Source organism: Alishewanella maricola (genome assembly GCF_016343785.1).
GTDB classification, from domain to species: Bacteria; Pseudomonadota; Gammaproteobacteria; order Enterobacterales; family Alteromonadaceae; genus Alishewanella; species Alishewanella maricola.
The window spans coordinates 38680-57539 of sequence record NZ_JAEINI020000006.1 but is presented as its reverse complement, the minus strand read 5'-3'; the positions used below and the strand labels follow the sequence as shown (position 1 = coordinate 57539).

Genomic DNA, 18860 nt, shown 5'->3' with positions numbered 1-18860 from the left:
ATGGCAACCTTATTATTATCAGGGATGCACAGCCGGCTGTGGCGCGACTATTTAGAGCTTACTAAACCTAAGGTTGTCGCTTTGTTAGTGTTAACCGCTTGGGTGGGAATGGTGTTGGCGACAGATCAATGGATTTCCTTTGGTTTGTTGTTTTCAGCGACGGTGGGGATCGGTTTATTGTCGGCTGCCGCCGCAGCGTTAAACCATGTAGTTGATCAGCGCATTGATGCACAAATGGCTCGTACCCACAGTCGGCCAGTGGCTCGTGGTCGGGTTAGCAGCAAACAAGCGGTGATTTTTGCTTGCAGCTTAGCCTTAGCGGGCTTTGTTTTGCTGTACTTTGCAGTAAACCCGCTGACAGCATGGTTAACCTTACTCAGTTTGTTTGGGTATGCAGTGGTCTATACCATGTTTTTAAAACGGGCCACCCCGCAAAACATCGTGATTGGTGGTTTAGCGGGCGCCATGCCCCCTTTATTAGGTTGGGCTGCTGTTACCGGTGATATTCATGGTCATGCTCTGCTCTTAGTGATGATCATCTTTGCTTGGACACCGCCGCATTTTTGGGCGCTGGCTATCCACCGTCGCGATGATTATGCCAAAGTGAATATGCCCATGTTGCCAGTAACGCATGGCATTGAATATACAAAAAGTGCCATTCTGTTATATACCCTAATACTATGCATTGTGTGTCTCTTACCTTATATTGTCGGCATGACCGGCGCTATTTACTTAGTGGCCAGTACGTTACTGAATTTACGGTTTTTGCAGTACGCGTGGAAACTGAAATTCTTTGCAGAGGCCAGCACAGCGATGGCCACCTTTAAGTTTTCCATTGTGCATTTAATGTTGCTATTTTTGGTGTTAGTGGTCGATCATTATTTTAAGGTATTAACGCTTTATGTTTCGTAGTATTAGTTATTTATTATTGACCGTAGGGGCATTGGTCGCCGGTGTGCTAACATTTTTGATGTTACAACAACCCGCAGCGCCGAAGCAGGCATTGGTGTATCCTCAGGCGCGAAATTTAGCCGAGTTTAGCTTAACCGATCAACATGGTCAGACCGTTGGTCGACAAGATCTGTATGGGCAATGGACGCTCGCTTTTGTTGGCTACACCTTTTGCCCAGATATTTGCCCGCTGACCTTAGCTAAGCTTGCGGGTGTGCAGCCCGAATTAGCGAAAATGCTCAACGAGCCATTGAAAATCTGGTTTATTTCGGTGGATCCACAGCGTGATACACCTAAGCAAATTAACGAGTACGTCAATTATTTTCAGCAACCGGCATTGTTAGGTGTTACGGCAGGACACGATCAGCTGTTTCCGTTTGTTCGAAATATTGGTTTGATGTACGCCATGAGCAGTAATGCCGAAGGCAATTATCTGGTTGATCATAGTGCTTCGGTAGTGCTATTGAATCCACAAGGACAAGTGGTAGCTATGTTTAAACCCGAGATGGTGGTTGGGCAGCCGCCGGTGATTGATCCCGAACAGCTGCTTGCTGATTTCCCGTTGGTGTTAGCGCAACTTAAATAACGTTATTGACCTTAGCCTGCGTTTAACCAAGGTTGCGAATACCAATAAAAGTAACCTTTTTTACTGAGCGATGGCGCAGTGCAGTTATAACGACTACGTCCGCGATTTAAAGGTTTACTGGCGGTGACTTCAAATGTTGTTGCATTTAACCAGACCGGCTCAAGCACTTCACTGCCTGCATAGCAGCGCAGTTGTTGCCGACGAAAATCCTCTATTTGCAGGGATAAGCGCAGTGTAGGCGGGTTAGCACTGACTTGCTGATCGGCCATCACATACTCTGTAATAGGAAAGGCCAGCGTACGCAATTTTTGACTGAGATCTTTGAGATCCGCATACTGACCCGCTGCAGGATAACGCGGGATCCGCGTTAATTTTGTTAAAGGGCCAATGGCTCCCGATTGCTGACCAATACCGATAAAGCCTAATTGCTGCACTAAATCTTCTAGTGCATTATTAAATTCGCCATAAGGGTAGGCTAACCATTTATGCTGTTGGCCCGTTTCTTCTTGAATGCGCTGCTCTGCTTGCAGAATACTTTGCTTCATCCGCTCTAACCAAGCCACTTCTGTTTCATCTTTATTGCGTGTTGCCATATGCTCATGCCACATGGCGTGGTTAGCGATTAACACGCCATCATCTGACATTTGTTTGACTTGCGGCCAAGTTAGCACCGGCCCGATACGCTGATCAATCGCGCCTGGGCTGATAAAAAGCGTATAGGGGTAGCCGAATTCCTGCAAAATAGGGTGGGCCGTGGTGAAATTGTTTTCATAACTATCATCAAAGGTGATTACCACGGCATTATCGGCAATCGGTTGTCCCGAGGTTAATTGTTGAATTAACACATCAAGGCCAATAACTTGAAAGTTGTTATCGCGAAAATAACTGAGATGGGCGCGAAGTTCATCTGGGGTAACACTGCTCACACGCGGCGTGTCGCTGGCAACATGATGATAAATCAACATTACGGCCGCTTGAGCCGGAGAAAGTATTAACGAAAGTAACAGAAGTATCAGCGCACGCATAAAAAAGCCCCAATAAGGATATCGAGGCTGTTATAGCATAGTTGGTAATAAAATGCTGCTAGCGCACTTAGTAATAAGAGTGTTCGCCGCGCTGGTGCTCTGTAATGTCTTTTACGCCAGACAACTCGCCTTCGAAACGTGCTAATAACTCTTTTTCAATGCCTTCTTTTAACGTTAAGTCGACTTGTGAGCAGCCATTACAGCCACCGCCAAATTGCAGGATTGCCACGCCAGTGGGTGTTAATTCCATCACGCTAACACGGCCACCATGGTTGGCTAATTGCGGATTGATTTCACTATCGATGACATATTGCACGCGTTCCATTAAAGGGGCGTTGTCACTCACCTTACGTACTTTGGCATTCGGCGCTTTTAATGTCAGCTGTGAACCCATCTGATCGGTCACAAAATCGATTTCTGCGTCCACTAAGTAAGGTTTACTTTCTTCATCAACCACCGCGTCAAAGCCGGTAAAGTTCAACGTGATATCGGTTTCTTCAACCGCATCGGGTGGACAATAAGACACGCCACATTCCGCCTGAGCCGTGCCAGGGTTGACCACAAACACCCGAATGTTGGTGCCAGCAGGTTGTTTTTCTAACAGCTTGGCAAAGTGGGTTTGAGCCTGTTCTGAAATTGCAATCATAGTAGTACCTGACTAAATTACTAGGTTATGCCTTATGATACTCTTCCTATTGCAGCGATGCCAGCCCTGCTTGAGTTTTGTGCTGCTTTCTGGCTAACTTGGCTAATACTCTAGAGGGAATATAATGAAAAAACTGGCTACAATTATTTTGTTTTTTGCAGTTTGGCAGGTACAGGCCAACTACTTCAACGAAAAAGTCATTAACGACGTGTCCGCACCTGAAGCGGTGTTAGGTTTCAAAGTGGGTGACTGGCATGCGCGACATGATCAAATTCAACGTTATTTTGAAGTGGTCGCAGCTCAATCGGATAGAGCACAACTGGAAGTTATCGGGAAAACTCATGAGCAGCGGCCGTTGCTACAATTGGTTGTTTCTTCTCCTGAAAATTTAGCTAATTTAGAACAAATTCGCTTGCAGCATTTAGCTCAGGTGCAAGGCAATGCTCGCATTACTGCAGATAGCCCAGTGGTCATTTGGTTGGGTTATAGTATCCATGGTAATGAAGCGAGTGGCGCCAACGCAGCCTTGGTTTTAGCGCATTATTTAACGGCAAGCACTAATCCAGAAGTACAGCAGTGGTTAAAGCAGGCAATCATTTTAATTCAGCCCAGTTTAAACCCTGATGGTAATGACCGCTTTGCAAGTTGGGTGAATATGCATCGAGGCAAAGTCGCGGTGACAGATCCACAACATCGAGAGCATATTGAACCCTGGCCGAACGGCCGACCGAATCATTATTGGTTTGATTTAAATCGGGATTGGTTATTACTGCAACATCCGGAAAGTCAGGCGCGTTTAGTGCAATTTCACAAATGGCAGCCGAATATTGTTGGCGATTATCATGAAATGGGTACCAACAGCACGTTTTTCTTCCAGCCCGGCATTCCGTCACGCAATTACCCATTAACACCTGAGCGCAACTTTGAGCTGACTAAAATGATGGCGGGTTTTCATGCGCAAGCCTTTAATCAACGAGGCGCACTGTATTACACGCAAGAAAGCTTCGATGATTTTTATATCGGTAAAGGCTCAACCTATCCGGATATCAATGGCAGTGTCGGCATCTTATTTGAACAAGCCAGTAGCCGTGGCCATGCCCAAGAGTCGATTAATGGTGTCTTAGCTTTTGCTGATGCCATTAAAAACCAGTTTGATGCCTCGTTATCAACTATTCGTGGTGCTGTAACCAATCGGCAACAGCTATTAACCTATCAACAAGCGTTTTTCGAGTCTGCCGCGCAGCAAGCCCGCAGTGATCGCGCTAAAGGCTATATCTTAACGGAATCGCAAGATCAAAGTCGTTTAACGGACTTATTGCGTTTATTAGCACAGCATCAGATCACGGTATATCCATTAGAGCAAGATTGGCAATATGAGCAACAACAGTTTAAAGCCGGTCAAAGTTATTATGTGCCATTACAACAGGCGCAGTATCGGTTATTAAAAGCGGCCTTTAGTACCGATAAGTCCTTTAATGACAACACGTTTTATGATGTGTCGGCTTGGACCCTGCCTTATGCTTATAACATTGATTTTGTTCAGGTCAACCGCGAGCCTGGCCGTGCCTTAGCTGAACAACCTTGGCAATGGCAGCCTCGGGCACCGCAACAAACGCCAGAAGCAGAAGGTTATGCCTACGTATTAAATTGGCAGGATCAGCAAGCCCCAGTAATGCTGCATGCGATGCTGGCTGAAGGTTTAGTGGTGCGTGCAGCGCTGGGTGATTTTACGGGGACTACCACCAAAGGTAATCGCGGCTTTAAAGCGGGTGCCATGGTTATCCCTGCGGGTTTACAGCCACATGCAGATTGGTTTTTCCGCTTACAAAAAATACAAGAGCGCTTTAATTTACCCATCTATACCCTCACCACAGGGCTAAACAGTCGTGGTAGTGATCTGGGTAGTAGTAATTTTACGCCTGTTACTTTACCGCAAGTGTTAGTGGTGGCAGGGCCAGGTGTCAATTCCACAGAAGCCGGTGAAGTGTGGTTTAACCTCGAGCGTTTAGCCGGTGTTTCACCCAGTATGATTGAGCCTGATCGCTTATCACGAGTTAATTTAAACCGTTATACCCATATTATTGTGCCAGATGGTAACTATCGCAGCTGGTCTGAGGCAGACATTAATCGTTTGCGGCAATGGACCATGCAAGGCGGTATTTTGTGGGGTCATAAAGGTGGCGCCACTCTGTTAGCGCAAGCCAAACTGCTACAAGCTGCGGTGTGGACTGCAGATGATATGGCCGAGCTGATCCCTGCTAATGAATTAACCTATGCTGATAAAGAGGCTTTGGCCGGCAAACGTCGCATTGCTGGGGCTATTTTTAATGCTGAATTGGATTTATCACATCCGTTAACCTTTGGTCTCAATCGTAAAGATATGCCGCTGTTTAAAAACTCTAATGTGTTGTTACAGCCAAGCAAAGCACCCTTTGTTAATGTTGCTAAGTACAGTGCTGAACCCCATTTAGCCGGTTACACCGCAGCAGAATACGTACCACGCATAGCCGAAGGTGCGGCTCTCGTTGCGCATAACTTAGGTCGTGGTCGGGTCATTGGTATGACGGATAACCCGGTGTTCCGTGGCTATTTCCAAGGTTCAAGCCGTTTACTCGTCAACGCACTGTATTTAGGTCATGGTTTTAGTGCTAACGCGGAAGATGAAGAGGATGACGAGTAGTTAAACGCGGGGGTTACCGCCAGCGTCCAAACGCTAACTTGGCTAGCACCATGCTGTTTTAGCAGGCGCGTCAGCTGATTGGCTGTTGCGCCGGTTGTCACAACATCATCAATTAATGCTACATGTGCCGGTAATTTGCCGGCACAAGTTATTTGAAACACCCCTTTTAAATTCTTCTGGCGCTGTTGTCGATTTAACCCCACTTGATGTGCGCCGTCTTTGCTGCGTTGTAAAATATCCAACAATGGCAACTGCAAATTGTTGGCGGCAAGCTCAGCCAGTATTTTGGCTTGATTAAAGCCACGTTTCCGCTCTTTTTTACGCGTCATTGGCACATACACAATCGCATCGGGCAAGGGGTGGCCTGCAGCTTGATAGTGTTTCAGTAGTTGCACAAACTGCTGCTGTAATAATGCGGCCGAATAGGCATCGGCATGAAATTTCCAACGGCGGATCCAATGCTTAAAAGGTAATTGATACCAAGCTAAACTGAGTAAGCGATCAAACTGGCAATCTGTTAAACCATTGCTGACTGCCGGAAGCCAGAGCAGGTTATAATGGCAGAGGGCAAAAGGTAATTGGGGTAAAGCAGTTTGGCAATCAGGGCAAAGCAATTGCTGATGGTTGAGCACTGGCAGGGTGCACCACAAACAGGGAGACGGCAGAAGTTTTTGCCATAGCCAACGCAATGTATCGAGTAGCTGCATAGTCATCAGTGGTCAGTGTAAATGGAATAAGCATGGCAGAAATGAGTAAAAATGCTAAGCCAACCTTGGTGCTATTGCACGGTTGGGGATTGAACAGCGGTGTCTGGCAGCAAGTTAAAGCCACCCTATCAGAAGATTATCAGGTCGTTACGCCAGATTTACCGGGTTTTGGCAAGAATCAGCGTTTTCCAAGCGGCTATGCTTTTGACGACGTTGTAACGCAACTAGCGGCGATGATCCCTGTACAAAGTTATCTATGCGGTTGGTCGTTGGGGGGGCTATTAGCTATTGCCATTGCCGCACGTTATCCCAATAAGGTTGCGCGATTAGGGTTAGTTGCCGCCTCACCGTGTTTTCTGGCGAACGCCAACTGGCCTGGTATGCAAGCGGCAGTACTCGAGCAATTTGCTCAAGCACTGACCCAGAATATTGCGCTGACTATTCAGCGTTTTCTGGCGATCCAGGCGATGGGATCAGAACATGCCCGCGCTGATATTCAACAGCTTAAACAGGCGATTGCCGCCGCACCTTTGCCTGCAGACGAGGCCGTACACGGGGCTTTACGTTTATTAACAGAGCAAGATTTAAGGCAAACGTTTAGCACCTTAAGCCAGCCGGTGTATGGTTGCTTTGGTCGGCTTGATTCATTGGTGCCAGTTGCGGTAGTGCCTGAACTACAAACACTTTTGCCAAAAGCGCACTGCACGGTATTAAACAAAGCCTCGCATGCGCCCTTTATTTCTCATCCTAACGAGTTTGTCAGTTGGCTACAGAATGGGTTGTTGGCAAAGGAATAGCTTTCTTTTTCTGGCTTTATGGTTAATAATTAATCAATATAGATCTCATTACGGAAGTCACACTATGCAAATACAATCTGCTTATGCTGCAGGCATGCAAGGTTTGCAGCGCGCGAGTGCCGGGATTACGGAAGAAACCGTTAATATCAATCGGCAAACTCAGCAAAATCGTATTCAAGAGCAAGATGTTGCCGCACAAAACAATCGTGAAGCAACCGCTGCCACAGCATCTGAGCCGGTGCAAGACACAACGCAATCCATAGTTAAAATGGAGCAGCAACAAGTCGCGGCACAAGCGAACGTTCGTTCTTTGCGTACGGCAGATGAAATGCTCGGTAGTATCATCGATATTCGAGTGTAAACTCTATGCAAATCACATCCACCTATCCTAACGTCAGTATCAACACCGCGAATCCGGCAACGGAACAGGCGCGGCGTGATATGCAGCGTCGAGAGTTGGTGGAGCCTGTTCGTGACACTGAAAAGGGCAGTGCTGAACGTGCATTAAATTCAGATGATCGCACCCGTAATGGCAATGCGAACAGCAATGTCACTTTGTACGACCGTAATGGTAAAGAAACCGAAACCCAACAAGCGGTAGAAGGGCGGCAGCAACAGTCTTCCGATCAGCAATCTTCTGAACAACAGGCTTCAGAGCAAAAATCTTCCGAGCGGCAAGCCGCTGAACAGGCAGAACAACAAGCCCAAACCGAGCAAAATGAAGTGCGTGAGTTACAAGCGCGCGATCAAGAAGTGCGGGCACACGAGCAAGCGCATGCCACCATTGGCGGTCGTTATGCCGGTAGCCCCAGTTACGATTATCAACAAGGCCCTGATGGTCGTCGTTATGCTGTCGGTGGCGAAGTGCAAATTGATCTCAGTCCTGTGCCAGGTGATCCGCAAGAGACTATTCGTAAAATGCAGCAGGTTAAAGCGGCGGCATTAGCGCCTGCTGAACCTTCGGGGGCAGATCGCAGTATTGCGGCGGCAGCGAGTCAGCGTGCGCAACAGGCCCAGGCAGAATTAATAGCACAAAATGCCGAAAAGCTGATTGAAGCTGCGGCCAGTTCAACAGCTAATAGTGAAACAACTGCTTCGTTGAATGCTGCGACGGCAACAGACACCCCTCAGCAAGTAGAGTCGGCACCGGTTGCCGGTATTGTATTACCGCAGCGTGAGCGCCTAGAAATAAACTCCATGATGCAGACACGTACTAAAGTGATTCAAAACTTCTACCAGTTGGCGACAGAGCCACAACAGCGGCCACTGCGCCAACAAGCCTAAGTTTCAGCCCATCGCTACTTTTTGGTTTTCGCTAATGCGGCGGCAAAGGCCTGTCCCATTGCCGCGTTTGCGCTCTCGGGTTGCGGTTTTACCTTGGCTGTTTTAGTGGTTACGGGTTTTTGACCACTCGCTGCCGTTGTCGCCTGCTGTGTAGGTTCGTTTAATTTCATGGTAAGAGCAATACGTTTGCGCGCCGCATCCACTTCTAACACCTTAACCTGCACAATATCCCCAGCTTTAACAACCTGATGCGGGTCACTGACAAATTTATCGGCTAAAGCTGAGATATGCACTAAACCATCTTGATGCACACCGACATCGACAAAGGCACCAAAGTTGGTGACGTTAGTTACGACGCCTTCTAAACGCATGCCGACTTTTAAATCCGCTAAGGTTTCCACGCCCTCTTTAAAATGCGCCATTTGAAATTCTGGCCGCGGGTCGCGCCCTGGTTTATCGAGCTCTTTGATTAAATCGGCGATGGTCAATAAACCAAAATGTTCATCAACAAAGCGAGCCGGATCAAGCTGCTGTAAAAAGCTGCTATTGCCAATAATTTGCTCCACGCTTTTTTGGTGTGCCGCTAAGATTTTTTCCACTAAAGGATAGGCTTCAGGATGCACACCAGAGGCATCTAACGGGTTTTCGCCATTGTTGATGCGTAAAAAGCCAGCCGCTTGTTCATAGGCTTTAGGGCCAAGGCGTGGCACTTTCAATAGTTGTTTACGTGTGTTGAAGCGACCATGCTCATCGCGATATTGCACAATATTTTGTGCCAAAGTTTTATTCAGGCCCGCCACTCTGGCTAACAAGGCGGCAGAAGCGGTATTCAGATCAACACCAACAGCGTTTACGCAATCCTCGACTACGGCATCGAGCGATTTGGTTAATAAACTCTGATTGACATCATGTTGATATTGGCCAACACCGATGGCCTTGGGTTCAATTTTGACCAGTTCGGCAAGCGGATCTTGTAAGCGACGGCCGATTGAGACTGCGCCACGAATTGAGACATCGAGATCGGGAAATTCTAAGGCCGCTAATTCAGATGCTGAATAAACCGAAGCGCCGGCTTCCGACACCATGACTTTGCTGATACGTTGTTGTGGTAAGGCTTTTATCACTTCAGCGGCCAGTTTATCGGTTTCTCGCGAGGCGGTACCATTACCCACCGCAATTAATTCAATCTGATACTGTTTAGATAGGGCAATCAGCGCTTGTAATGATTTGTCCCATTGATTAGTTGGTGCATGAGGATAGATAGTCGTGTGATTAAGCACCTTGCCTGTTTCATCAATGGCGGTCACTTTAACGCCGGTACGTAGGCCAGGATCGAGCGCGAGTGTAGGGCGCATACCGGCAGGCGCGGCCATTAGCAGATCTTTTAGATTACGCGCAAACACCTTGATGGCTTCGGCGTCAGAGCGCTCACGCAATTCGCTAAGTAAGTCATTTTCTAGGTGAAGTTGCAGTTTCACTTTCCAAGTCCATTGCACCACGGTGCGTAAAAACGCATCGGCAGGGCGATCAAGCTGGCGCAATTTAAAGTGATTCGCCACCATTTGCTCACAGATAGCATGCGGTTGCTCAGCGTTAGCATCGGGGATCAATTGTAATTGTAAGATACCTTCGTTTCGTCCACGAAACATCGCTAAGGCGCGGTGTGAAGGAACATGTTTCAGCGGTTCGGTATGTGAAAAATAATCACTAAATTTAGCGCCTTCCGCTTCTTTACCGTTAACTACTGTGCTTTGTAATTGCGCATTGGCAGTAAGGTATTCACGTAGTCGAGCTAACAAATCCGCATCTTCAGCAAATTGCTCCATTAAGATATATTTTGCCCCATCTAGCACCGCTTTCACATCGGTATAGCCGGCATCAGCATTGATATACGCAGCGGCGGCTTGCTCAGGTTGCAGCATCGCATTGGCTAATAATGCCTCCGCTAGCGGCAGGATCCCCGCTTCAATAGCTAATTGGCCTTTGGTACGGCGCTTGGTTTTATAAGGCAGGTATAAATCTTCTAAACGGGTTTTATTATCGGCGGCTAATAATGCCTGCTCTAGCGCAGTGGTTAATTTGCCTTGCTCAGCAATGGTTTTTAAGATCACTTGCCGACGCTCTTCTAACTCGCGCAAATAGGTTAAACGCTGATCTAAGGTGCGAAGTTGAGTGTCGTCTAAAGCGCCTGTCACTTCTTTGCGGTAACGGGCAATAAAGGGCACTGTCGCTCCTTCATCTAATAAAGCGATGGCTGCGGCAACTTGCTCTGGACGAGCAGCAATTTCGGCGGCAATTTGTTTAACAATGATAGACATAATAGCTTCCTGTCTGCATTGTGCAGTAACCACGAGGCAGACGTTGGTGAGTTAAATGAGTATAGGCTAAGGCCTTAACGAGAAAATAATAGCGTGACATTTTACAATGCTGCATCGGGGTAATGGATAGCAACGATATACCAGTCTTTTAGTCCGGTCGGTGTTTGCACTGTGGCCATATCATCAACTTGTTTTTTGAGTAAGGCGCGGGCCATCGGAGCATCGATAGAAATGTAATCGTTGCGACCATAAATTTCATCTGGGCCGACAATCCGAAAGGATAACGTTTGACCATCATCATCTTCAATTACAACCGATGCGCCAAAGAAAACACGACCTTCTTGCTGTGGCGAATAATCGACAATACTTAGCGTATCTAAGCGCTTTCGTAAAAAACGGATACGGCTATCGATCTGTCGCAATAAACGTTTATTGTACTGATAATCCGCATTTTCTGAGCGATCCCCAAGGCTGGCAGCCCAGCTAACAATACGGGTGACTTCGGGTCTTTTTTTAAACCACAGTTCATCATGTTCGTTTTTTAATTGCTGATATCCGGCGCGCGTGATCAATGTTGTTTTACTGCTGGTTCTTTTCACGAGAAGTAACAAGCCTTGTTAAAAAAAGCATAAAGTGTTGGGCGATGTTGCCAGTTGCTAGTGCTGATTATCAATCAAAGCCGTTGTTGGCGTAAAGCCTTTTAGGGGCCTACCGCGCTACATCATCAGCTCTTTTAGAATAAAGGAGCTGCCTTGTCTTAGTGATGGCGTGTTCGTTTGAAAAGTTTTGTAACATTGTTTGTGCTTAAGGCTTGATGCAAAGCCAGTGATTTCGTTTATAGTGAGGAAAATGCAGCACAAAGGACAAGGCAGTGGTCACAGAGACAACAAAAATCCTAGTAGTGGATGATGACTTACGTTTACGCTCATTATTAGAGCGTTATCTGGTCGAGCAAGGTTATCAGGTACGCAGTGTGGCAAATTTTGAGCAAATGCAGCGCTTAATGGAGCGTGAGCATTTTCACCTGCTGGTGCTCGATCTGATGTTACCTGGTGAAGATGGTTTATCTATCTGCCGTAAATTGCGTCAACAAGAAAACGATATTGCTATTATTATGCTAACGGCAAAAGGGGATGAGGTTGATCGGATTATCGGCTTAGAAATGGGCGCAGATGATTATTTACCGAAGCCTTTCAACCCCCGTGAATTACTGGCTCGTATTCGTGCAGTGCTGCGCCGTAAAAACAAAGACGTGCCTGGTGCGCCAAGCCAAGAAGAAACTATTGTCACTTTCGGTCCTTTTCGTTTTAACCTTGCTACCCGTGAAATGTTTAAAGGTGATACCGTTTTACCATTAACCAGCGGCGAATATGCGGTACTTAAAGTGTTGGTGAATCATCCCCGAGAGCCGCTCTCACGAGACAAATTGATGAATCAAGCGCGTGGTCGTGATTATTCAGCGATGGAGCGCAGTATCGATGTGCAGGTGTCGCGCTTACGTCGTATGTTAGAAGATGATGCAACTAACCCTCGCTATATTCAAACAGTATGGGGTTTAGGCTATGTGTTTGTACCCGATGGTCGGTTGAATTAATGCCGTTTTTACCGAAAAGCGCCTTTGGCCAAACGGTTTTCTTAATTGGTTTTTTGCTGCTGATCAATCAATTAGTGTCGTATTTCTCGGTGGCGTTTTATGTAATTAAACCCAGCACGCAACAAATAAGCTATCTGATTGCTCGCCAAGTTAACTTACTGATCCCAAAAACGGATGTGTCGGCAGAAGCCAATGCGATATTACGTCAGCATGTCGAAAGCATCACCGGCGCTCAACTGTTTTCGGAAGCCGAAGCACAAGAGCAAGGCTTAGCGAATGCCAGTTATTATCGTTATTTTTCACAACTGATGTCGAAAGAGTTACAAACTGATACCGAAGTTCGTATTTCGCAAACAGAAAACTTTGTATTTTGGGTGCGTTCAAGCACTGCTCCCGAGTATTGGGTCCGCGTACCACTCACCGGTTTAGAAGAAACTAGCTTTCCGTTATTAACCTTTTATTTATTAATGATTGGTGTCCTCAGTGTTATTGGTGGCTGGTTGCTAGCACGTCATCTAAATCGGCCTTTACAGGGGCTACAGCACGCAGCGATTCAAGTTGGTAGAGGTGAATTTCCACCACCATTGTCAGAAAAAACCGGTGCAAGGGAGATTACAGCAGTAACCAAAGCGTTCAATTACATGGCAAAAGGGATCCAGCAGCTTGAACAAGACCGTGCGCTATTGATGGCTGGTGTGTCACATGATTTGCGCACACCGCTTACACGGATCCGTTTGGCTTCTGAGATGATGAGTGAGCCAGATAGCTGGATCAGAGAGGGCATTATTAACGATATTGAAGATATGAATGCCATAATCGATCAGTTTATTGATTATTTGCGCCATCACAAACAAGAAGAGCTACAACAGGTGGCGTTAAATGAATTGCTGCTGGAAACCGTGCAAGCGGAATATGTGCAGCAACGGCAGTTGATAACACGTTTAGATCCGCACTTGCCATTATTGTGGCTGCGCCGCATTGCGATAAAACGGGTATTAAATAATTTATTGGAAAATGCACTGCGCTACAGTGACGGCGCTATTGAAATTAGTAGTGGCTATCAGCGCCAAAAGAAATTGGTTTACTTTGAAATCCGGGATCACGGCCCAGGTATCCCAGAAGATAAAATGCAGGCTATGTTTACGCCATTTGTGCAAGGTGATGAAGCGCGAGGCAGTGGCGGCTCTGGCTTAGGCTTGGCCATTATTAAAAAAATTATTGATACGCACTCAGGTGAAGTTCGATTAAGTAACCATGCGCAGGGTGGCTTAGTCGTAACTGTACTTTTTCCCTTGCAAAAACCGCATTAGTTTTTTTGTAACATTTGTCAACCATTCTTGACGCAAAGTTTAAATATACACATCTCTTTACACTTATTTTGTCTCTAACATCATTACATTTGTATGAAGCTGTGGTAAAAACAGTAAGGAAGCCGTTAAAACGTACTTGGCTTTAATTATAAAAACAACATTCTCGCGGTGATGCCCATCACAAACCTAGTGAAAGGTGTTAACGCTGGTTAATAAGAGCGTTTAACGATAAATAAACGCCAGCATAATGACATAAAAACAATAGTTTTAAGGAGCAACACCTTGGTGAACATGAAAAAAGCCCTACTGGCATCGGCCATCAGCATAGCGATCTCAGGCTCTGCGCAGGCAGGTATTCAGCAATTAAAAGCGGCCAATGGCCAAAGCGTACATGAAGTTTATGGTGCTGTGTCAGCTTCTATTGACGAGCAAGCTCAAACGCCTAGCGCTTGGTACGTATTATTAAATGCCCCTGCCACTACCGAAGCATTAAGCGGTCAACAATATAATGTGCAACTTGCGCAGCAAATTACCGCTCAAGTTGAAACTTTACAACAAGACATCACAGCGCAATTATCAGTATTAGATGCAGATGCACAAGTTTTAGCAACGACTAAAAACTTAGCAGCCGGTATTGTTGTGCAGGCTAGCCCAGAAGCTTTAGTTGCACTGCGTGCGAATCCTGCCGTGGTTGATATTATGCCTATTTATGACAGCGAATTGCATGTCGCAGATAGTGCGCCTTACATCAAAGCGAAACAAATTGTCGACGATGGCTTAGCCACGGGTGCGAATACTCGAGTGGCTATTTTAGATACCGGTATCGATTATACTCATAGCCTGTTAGGCGGCCCTGGCACAGCAGAGGCTTATAGCGCTGCTATTGCTGCCTCTGCACAAAGCACGGCTCCAGCTTGGCCACAAGGCAGTGTGATTGGTGGTTTTGATTTTATTAATAATGATCCAAACCCAATTGACCCTGCGGCCGAAGGCCATGGTACTTGGGTAGCTAGCGCCGTAAATGGTATTGCCCCAGATACTTCTTTTTACGGTTATAAAGTGTGTGCGCCAGCACCGGTCAACTGTACGGGTGTGGCACAACTTCGTGCTTTAGAAGCTTCGATGGATCCCAATGGTGATGGTAACTTAGAAGACCGCGTTGATATTATCAACATGTCTTTAGGTGGTCAGTTTGGTTCAACTCAAACAACATCGGGTACGCAATTCTTAATTCAACGTGCAGTGAATTTAGGTGTGAACGTGGTGATTTCTGCCGGTAATGACGGCAATATTCCATTTCGCGTTGGTGGCCCAAGTACCACACCAAATGCTTTATCAGTTGGCGCGATGACCAACCCAGCAACCTCAGTGGGTGTATTTGAAAGTGCTGAGATTGATGGTGAAGATGTCGTTATGGTTGCAGCAGGTTTTAACAAAACCTTTGATTTTAGTTTTAATTCAAGCACGACACCTTTAGTGGTTATCCCGGGAAGTTACACTGCCTGTGATCCTTTAGCTGAAGATGTGGATTTAACGGGTAAAGCGGTATTGCTGTCGCGTGGTACCTGTGGCTTCGTAGTAAAAGCCAAAGTAGCACAAGATCGCGGAGCAGCGTTTGTGATCATTGCTAACAGCAACCCAGGTGAAGCACCGATTGTTGCTGGTGGTACAGACGACTCTGTGACAGTACCAACGATTATGATTACCAAAGAAGTCGGCGATGCTCTGAAAGCCAAGTTAGATGCTGGCGAAGTGGTGAGCTATGACATTAAATCTGCTGCTAAATCTGGTGCGGGTGCAACAGCCGATTTCACATCACGTGGCCCTTCAATGGATGGTTTATTAAAACCTGAAATTACTGCGCCAGGTGTGCAAATTCAAATGGCACGAACCGGCACGGGCACAGGTACCTCAAGAGCAAATGGTACCTCATTTTCAGCACCTATCACTGCCGGTGGTGTGGCTTTAGTACGTGAGTTATTGCCTGATCGCAATGCTTCTGAAATTAAAGCGACGTTAATGAACACGGCCAATATGGACGTGTACTTAACACCAAAAGCCATTAATCCAGATGCGAAGTTAGCGCCGATCAGCTTGATTGGTGCTGGTTTAGTAGATGTGGAAAAGGCGGTAAGTTCGCCAGTGGCTGCTTGGGTACATGATACCGCTTTTGATACCAAACAAGCGGCATTATCCTTTGGTTTACAGACGCTGGATAGCGTCAGCTCCATGACAAAGACAGTAACGGTCAAAAACTTTAGCACTAGTCCAAAAACTTACCAATTAAGTGCCCAAGCGCGTTACGCTGATAAAGCGGAGACCGGCGCATTAAATTGGAGCATGCCGGCTAGTATTACTGTGCCAGCAGGTCAAACTGTTAACTTTGATGTGACCTTGACGATTGACCCAGCTAAATTACCGGCATTTACATTAAGCAATGGCGTGTATTACAGCCCGTTGATGGCAGCATCTCAGCTAGATACTGCTGAATATGATGGTGCTATTGTTTTCAACGATGCTGCAACCAGCACAGCGAACGACTTACATTTGGTTTATCACATCATCCCGAAAGCCGCAGCGAAACTTCGCTTAGAAGGTGAATTAGTCAGTGGTAAAGCGGCAACAAAAATTACTAACACCGGTGTTGTTGATGTTGAACCTTTTGCTTCAACCTTAGTGGCAGCGTCGCCAGTCAACGCGACCTTGAATCCTAAGCATGATATTCGTGCAGTAACCTTGGATATTGCAGAGGCGGGTTTCTGTGGTTCAGGTTATGCAGTATACCCGACGATTCACTTAGAAGGTGGCGTTAATCACTTATTACAAGGCAACTATTCAGTTGATTTGGATGTGAATAACGATGGTGCTTATGACTATACAATGAACACTTTACTCATCACACGTTTTGGTGCGGCGTATGCGGCTTCGCCTGGTGTGTTTGTATCGTTTAATACTCGCTTTGGTACTTTATCTGGTCCATTTGGTGATGTAATCCACTATGCTGGTGGTAAACAAGTGACGCTTGAGGCTTGTTTTGAGTCTGTTGGCCTATCTGCCATGGATTTAGGTCGCACAGTGAATGCACGTGTTAGAACAAGTAGTGATTCTTACTCACTGACAGCAACGAACATTGCTGATTCACTGACCACTACGATGACTATTGCACCATCACCAGCGGTAACCTTATCAAGCAGCGCTGAAACAGCACCTGCTCCAACGGGTGCTGAAACGACAGCAGCAGATGATGACACTACTGTAACGATGTTACAACCAGGTGAGTCAGCTTATGTGATGCGTCCAGCGGGAGATAATCGTAGCTTTGTGATGATTTCTGCTGCTGCAGAAGCTATTGCCGTAGCCGATTACTCAGCCCCAATGGCAGCACCAACCGTTACTGCAAACCAAACTTTCTCCGTGAATGAAAACACAGCGACAGGTACAGTGATTGGTACCATTGATGCAGAAAGTGATTTCCGCTCTGCCGTAGCCGAGTTTGTTGTTCTGGGCAGTTCTTCTTCGGTCATCAAAGTAGAGAGCAACGGTGACATCGTTGTCGCTAATGCAGCTTTATTGGATTATGAAGCGGGTCTGACGTCAGTACAATTTGAAGTGGCTGCAATGGATACTTCAGGTAGTGTTTCTAGCCCAGCTAGCGTAACAGTAAATGTGGTTAACGTTGCAGATGCTATGCCAACCTTGACGGCCACGGTGAGTATGGCAACCTTAGCGTCGGGTACTGCTGCTGGTACAGTTGTGGGTTCTGTTGCTGCGCAAGCAAACGAATCGGGTGCCACGATCAGCTCGGTAACCACAAACAATTCATTGTTTGCGGTACAAAATGGCCAGTTAATTCTGACGCGTTCACCGAGCCGTGATGATGCGAAAACACATAGCATCGTGATCACCGCTCGTGACTCTGCAGGCTTACAAGCTACGGCTAACGCCAGTGTTACTGTAACGCATAAGAGCTCAGGTGCTTTCGGACTGTTTGGCCTGTTATTAGTGCCAGTGCTGTTTATCCGTCGCCGCTTTGCTAAAAAAGCGTAATTAAGCGTTCGCTTTAAACTAAAAAACCTCCGACTTGTCGGAGGTTTTTTTATAGGTTAAACGAAAAGTTTAAAGTTTATCGTGGATAGCTTGCAGATCATCTACGCTAAAGTGATAAGACTTATTACAGTATTCGCATGACATATCCAGCCCACCTAAGGCTTGCTGTTCTGCCACTACATCACGGCCTAAGCTAAATAAAGCGCTTTCACACTTTTGCTTCGAGCAACCACAGACAAAGCTAATCGTTTGGCTAGGAAACACTTCAACCTGTTCTTGATGGTACAAGCGATAGAGCATGTCATTAGGCGGCAGGTCTAACAGCTCCGTTGCGGTAATCGTATCGGAAAGGGTGACTAAATCTTGAAAATCCTCTCGCGCTTTATCAGGCTCAACCGGTAATACTTGTAACATAAGTCCGGCGGCACGGCTTTTCTCGCCAATATCGGTGAATAAATAGAGGCGGGTAGGCAACTGCTCTGATTGATGAAAATACGCTTCTAATGTTTCGGTGAGGCTATTCCCTGTCAACGGAATAATGCCCTGGTAGCGTTCGCCTTGAGTGGGAGTAATGGTGACTATTAGATAGCCATGCCCAATCAGTTCGTTAAAGCTGTCGCCTTGTAACTCCGCTTGCATTCGCACTACACCACGGAACTGTTGAAGGTGATTGCCGTTTACCGCGGCGAATTTAACTGGGCCATCACCTTGCAGCTGAACAGCAATTTCGCCTTCAAACTTTAAGGTAGCGGTGAGTAAGCTGGTCGCCATAACCAGTTCTGCCAGTAATTGCTTAACGGGTAATGGATATTGGTGATGTTCTAACATGTGTTCTAGGCTGTCACTCGCATAAGCTAATTCACCGCGAACATGTTTTTGTTGAAATAAAAAACGTATCAATGCATCCGAAGCCAT

At 46.5% G+C, this 18860-nt stretch carries 15 protein-coding genes; 9 read left to right on the top strand and 6 right to left on the bottom strand.

Annotated features, from left to right (window positions below; genetic code table 11):
* Both cyoE and JAO78_RS10640 read left to right on the top strand, forming a co-directional pair.
* Nucleotides 1-912: a heme o synthase gene (gene cyoE / locus JAO78_RS10645; RefSeq protein WP_226751335.1), complete on the top strand. Its 912-nt coding sequence runs from the start codon at nucleotides 1-3 to the stop codon at nucleotides 910-912.
* A complete protein-coding gene (locus JAO78_RS10640; protein ID WP_226751334.1) occupies nucleotides 902-1537 on the top strand; it encodes an SCO family protein in 636 nt (211 codons plus the stop codon). Before cyoE ends, JAO78_RS10640 begins: the two co-directional genes overlap by 11 nt.
* Nucleotides 1538-1548: 11 nt before the next feature.
* Here the strand turns inward: JAO78_RS10640 and JAO78_RS10635 are convergent, their stop codons facing one another.
* Complete coding sequence (locus JAO78_RS10635) at nucleotides 1549-2562, bottom strand: polysaccharide deacetylase family protein (protein ID WP_226751333.1); 1014 nt, start codon at nucleotides 2560-2562, stop codon at nucleotides 1549-1551.
* Nucleotides 2563-2629: 67 nt separating this feature from the next.
* Nucleotides 2630-3208, bottom strand: coding sequence for a Fe-S biogenesis protein NfuA (nfuA, locus tag JAO78_RS10630; RefSeq protein WP_226751332.1), 579 nt, complete (start codon nucleotides 3206-3208; stop codon nucleotides 2630-2632).
* Nucleotides 3209-3332: 124 nt separating this feature from the next.
* Between nfuA and JAO78_RS10625 the strand changes: the two genes are divergently transcribed.
* Complete coding sequence (locus JAO78_RS10625; protein ID WP_226751331.1) at nucleotides 3333-5888, top strand: M14 family zinc carboxypeptidase; 2556 nt, start codon at nucleotides 3333-3335, stop codon at nucleotides 5886-5888.
* Here the strand turns inward: JAO78_RS10625 and JAO78_RS10620 are convergent.
* Nucleotides 5843-6601 carry a ComF family protein gene (locus JAO78_RS10620; RefSeq protein ID WP_226751330.1) on the bottom strand — a complete coding sequence of 253 codons (759 nt, stop codon included), beginning with the start codon at nucleotides 6599-6601 and terminating at the stop codon, nucleotides 5843-5845. The two genes, JAO78_RS10625 and JAO78_RS10620, sit on opposite strands and share 46 nt — an antisense overlap.
* Nucleotides 6602-6627: 26 nt before the next feature.
* Between JAO78_RS10620 and bioH the strand changes: the two genes are divergently transcribed.
* The 3 genes from bioH (at nucleotide 6628) to JAO78_RS10605 (ending at nucleotide 8676) form a co-directional block, all read left to right on the top strand.
* The gene (gene bioH, locus JAO78_RS10615; protein WP_226751329.1) at nucleotides 6628-7392 is read left to right on the top strand and encodes a pimeloyl-ACP methyl ester esterase BioH; all 765 of its coding nucleotides are present in this window, start codon (nucleotides 6628-6630) and stop codon (nucleotides 7390-7392) included.
* 64 nt (nucleotides 7393-7456) lie between these two features.
* Nucleotides 7457-7753: a hypothetical protein gene (locus tag JAO78_RS10610; protein ID WP_226751328.1), complete on the top strand. Its 297-nt coding sequence runs from the start codon at nucleotides 7457-7459 to the stop codon at nucleotides 7751-7753.
* Nucleotides 7754-7758: 5 nt separating this feature from the next.
* Nucleotides 7759-8676, top strand: a complete 918-nt coding sequence (locus JAO78_RS10605) for a putative metalloprotease CJM1_0395 family protein (RefSeq protein WP_226751327.1) — start codon at nucleotides 7759-7761, stop codon at nucleotides 8674-8676.
* Between the two features lie 14 nt (nucleotides 8677-8690).
* Here JAO78_RS10605 and JAO78_RS10600 read toward each other — a convergent pair whose 3' ends face one another.
* Nucleotides 8691-10994, bottom strand: coding sequence for a Tex family protein (locus tag JAO78_RS10600; protein ID WP_226751326.1), 2304 nt, complete (start codon nucleotides 10992-10994; stop codon nucleotides 8691-8693).
* A gap of 101 nt (nucleotides 10995-11095) precedes the next feature.
* On the bottom strand, nucleotides 11096-11593 hold the full coding sequence (greB, locus tag JAO78_RS10595; protein ID WP_226751325.1) for a transcription elongation factor GreB: 498 nt from the start codon (nucleotides 11591-11593) through the stop codon (nucleotides 11096-11098).
* 272 nt (nucleotides 11594-11865) lie between these two features.
* Here greB and ompR point away from each other — a divergent pair, with 272 nt between their 5' ends.
* The 3 genes from ompR (at nucleotide 11866) to JAO78_RS10580 (ending at nucleotide 17945) form a co-directional block, all read left to right on the top strand.
* Nucleotides 11866-12588, top strand: a complete 723-nt coding sequence (gene ompR, locus JAO78_RS10590; protein ID WP_226751324.1) for an osmolarity response regulator transcription factor OmpR — start codon at nucleotides 11866-11868, stop codon at nucleotides 12586-12588.
* Nucleotides 12588-13898: a two-component system sensor histidine kinase EnvZ gene (gene envZ, locus JAO78_RS10585; RefSeq protein ID WP_226751323.1), complete on the top strand. Its 1311-nt coding sequence runs from the start codon at nucleotides 12588-12590 to the stop codon at nucleotides 13896-13898. Before ompR ends, envZ begins: the two co-directional genes overlap by 1 nt.
* Nucleotides 13899-14189: 291 nt before the next feature.
* Entirely contained in the window at nucleotides 14190-17945 is a 3756-nt protein-coding gene (locus tag JAO78_RS10580) for a S8 family serine peptidase (protein WP_226751445.1), read from the top strand.
* A 69-nt stretch (nucleotides 17946-18014) separates the two neighbouring features.
* Here the strand turns inward: JAO78_RS10580 and hslO are convergent, their stop codons facing one another.
* Nucleotides 18015-18860 carry an Hsp33 family molecular chaperone HslO gene (gene hslO, locus JAO78_RS10575; RefSeq protein ID WP_226751322.1) on the bottom strand — a complete coding sequence of 282 codons (846 nt, stop codon included), beginning with the start codon at nucleotides 18858-18860 and terminating at the stop codon, nucleotides 18015-18017.

Bases quoted from the DNA above. Each gene is read 5' to 3' on its own strand.
- JAO78_RS10620 (WP_226751330.1), bottom strand. From the start codon at position 6,601: ATGACTATGCAGCTACTCGATACATTGCGTTGGCTATGGCAAAAACTT.
- JAO78_RS10580 (WP_226751445.1), top strand. From the start codon at position 14,190: ATGAAAAAAGCCCTACTGGCATCGGCCATCAGCATAGCGATCTCAGGC.
- bioH (WP_226751329.1), top strand. From the start codon at position 6,628: ATGGCAGAAATGAGTAAAAATGCTAAGCCAACCTTGGTGCTATTGCAC.
- JAO78_RS10635 (WP_226751333.1), bottom strand. From the start codon at position 2,562: ATGCGTGCGCTGATACTTCTGTTACTTTCGTTAATACTTTCTCCGGCT.
- JAO78_RS10625 (WP_226751331.1), top strand. From the start codon at position 3,333: ATGAAAAAACTGGCTACAATTATTTTGTTTTTTGCAGTTTGGCAGGTA.
- JAO78_RS10605 (WP_226751327.1), top strand. From the start codon at position 7,759: ATGCAAATCACATCCACCTATCCTAACGTCAGTATCAACACCGCGAAT.
- JAO78_RS10610 (WP_226751328.1), top strand. From the start codon at position 7,457: ATGCAAATACAATCTGCTTATGCTGCAGGCATGCAAGGTTTGCAGCGC.
- hslO (WP_226751322.1), bottom strand. From the start codon at position 18,860: ATGGCTTCGGATGCATTGATACGTTTTTTATTTCAACAAAAACATGTT.
- nfuA (WP_226751332.1), bottom strand. From the start codon at position 3,208: ATGATTGCAATTTCAGAACAGGCTCAAACCCACTTTGCCAAGCTGTTA.
- JAO78_RS10600 (WP_226751326.1), bottom strand. From the start codon at position 10,994: ATGTCTATCATTGTTAAACAAATTGCCGCCGAAATTGCTGCTCGTCCA.
- JAO78_RS10640 (WP_226751334.1), top strand. From the start codon at position 902: ATGTTTCGTAGTATTAGTTATTTATTATTGACCGTAGGGGCATTGGTC.
- cyoE (WP_226751335.1), top strand. From the start codon at position 1: ATGGCAACCTTATTATTATCAGGGATGCACAGCCGGCTGTGGCGCGAC.
- envZ (WP_226751323.1), top strand. From the start codon at position 12,588: ATGCCGTTTTTACCGAAAAGCGCCTTTGGCCAAACGGTTTTCTTAATT.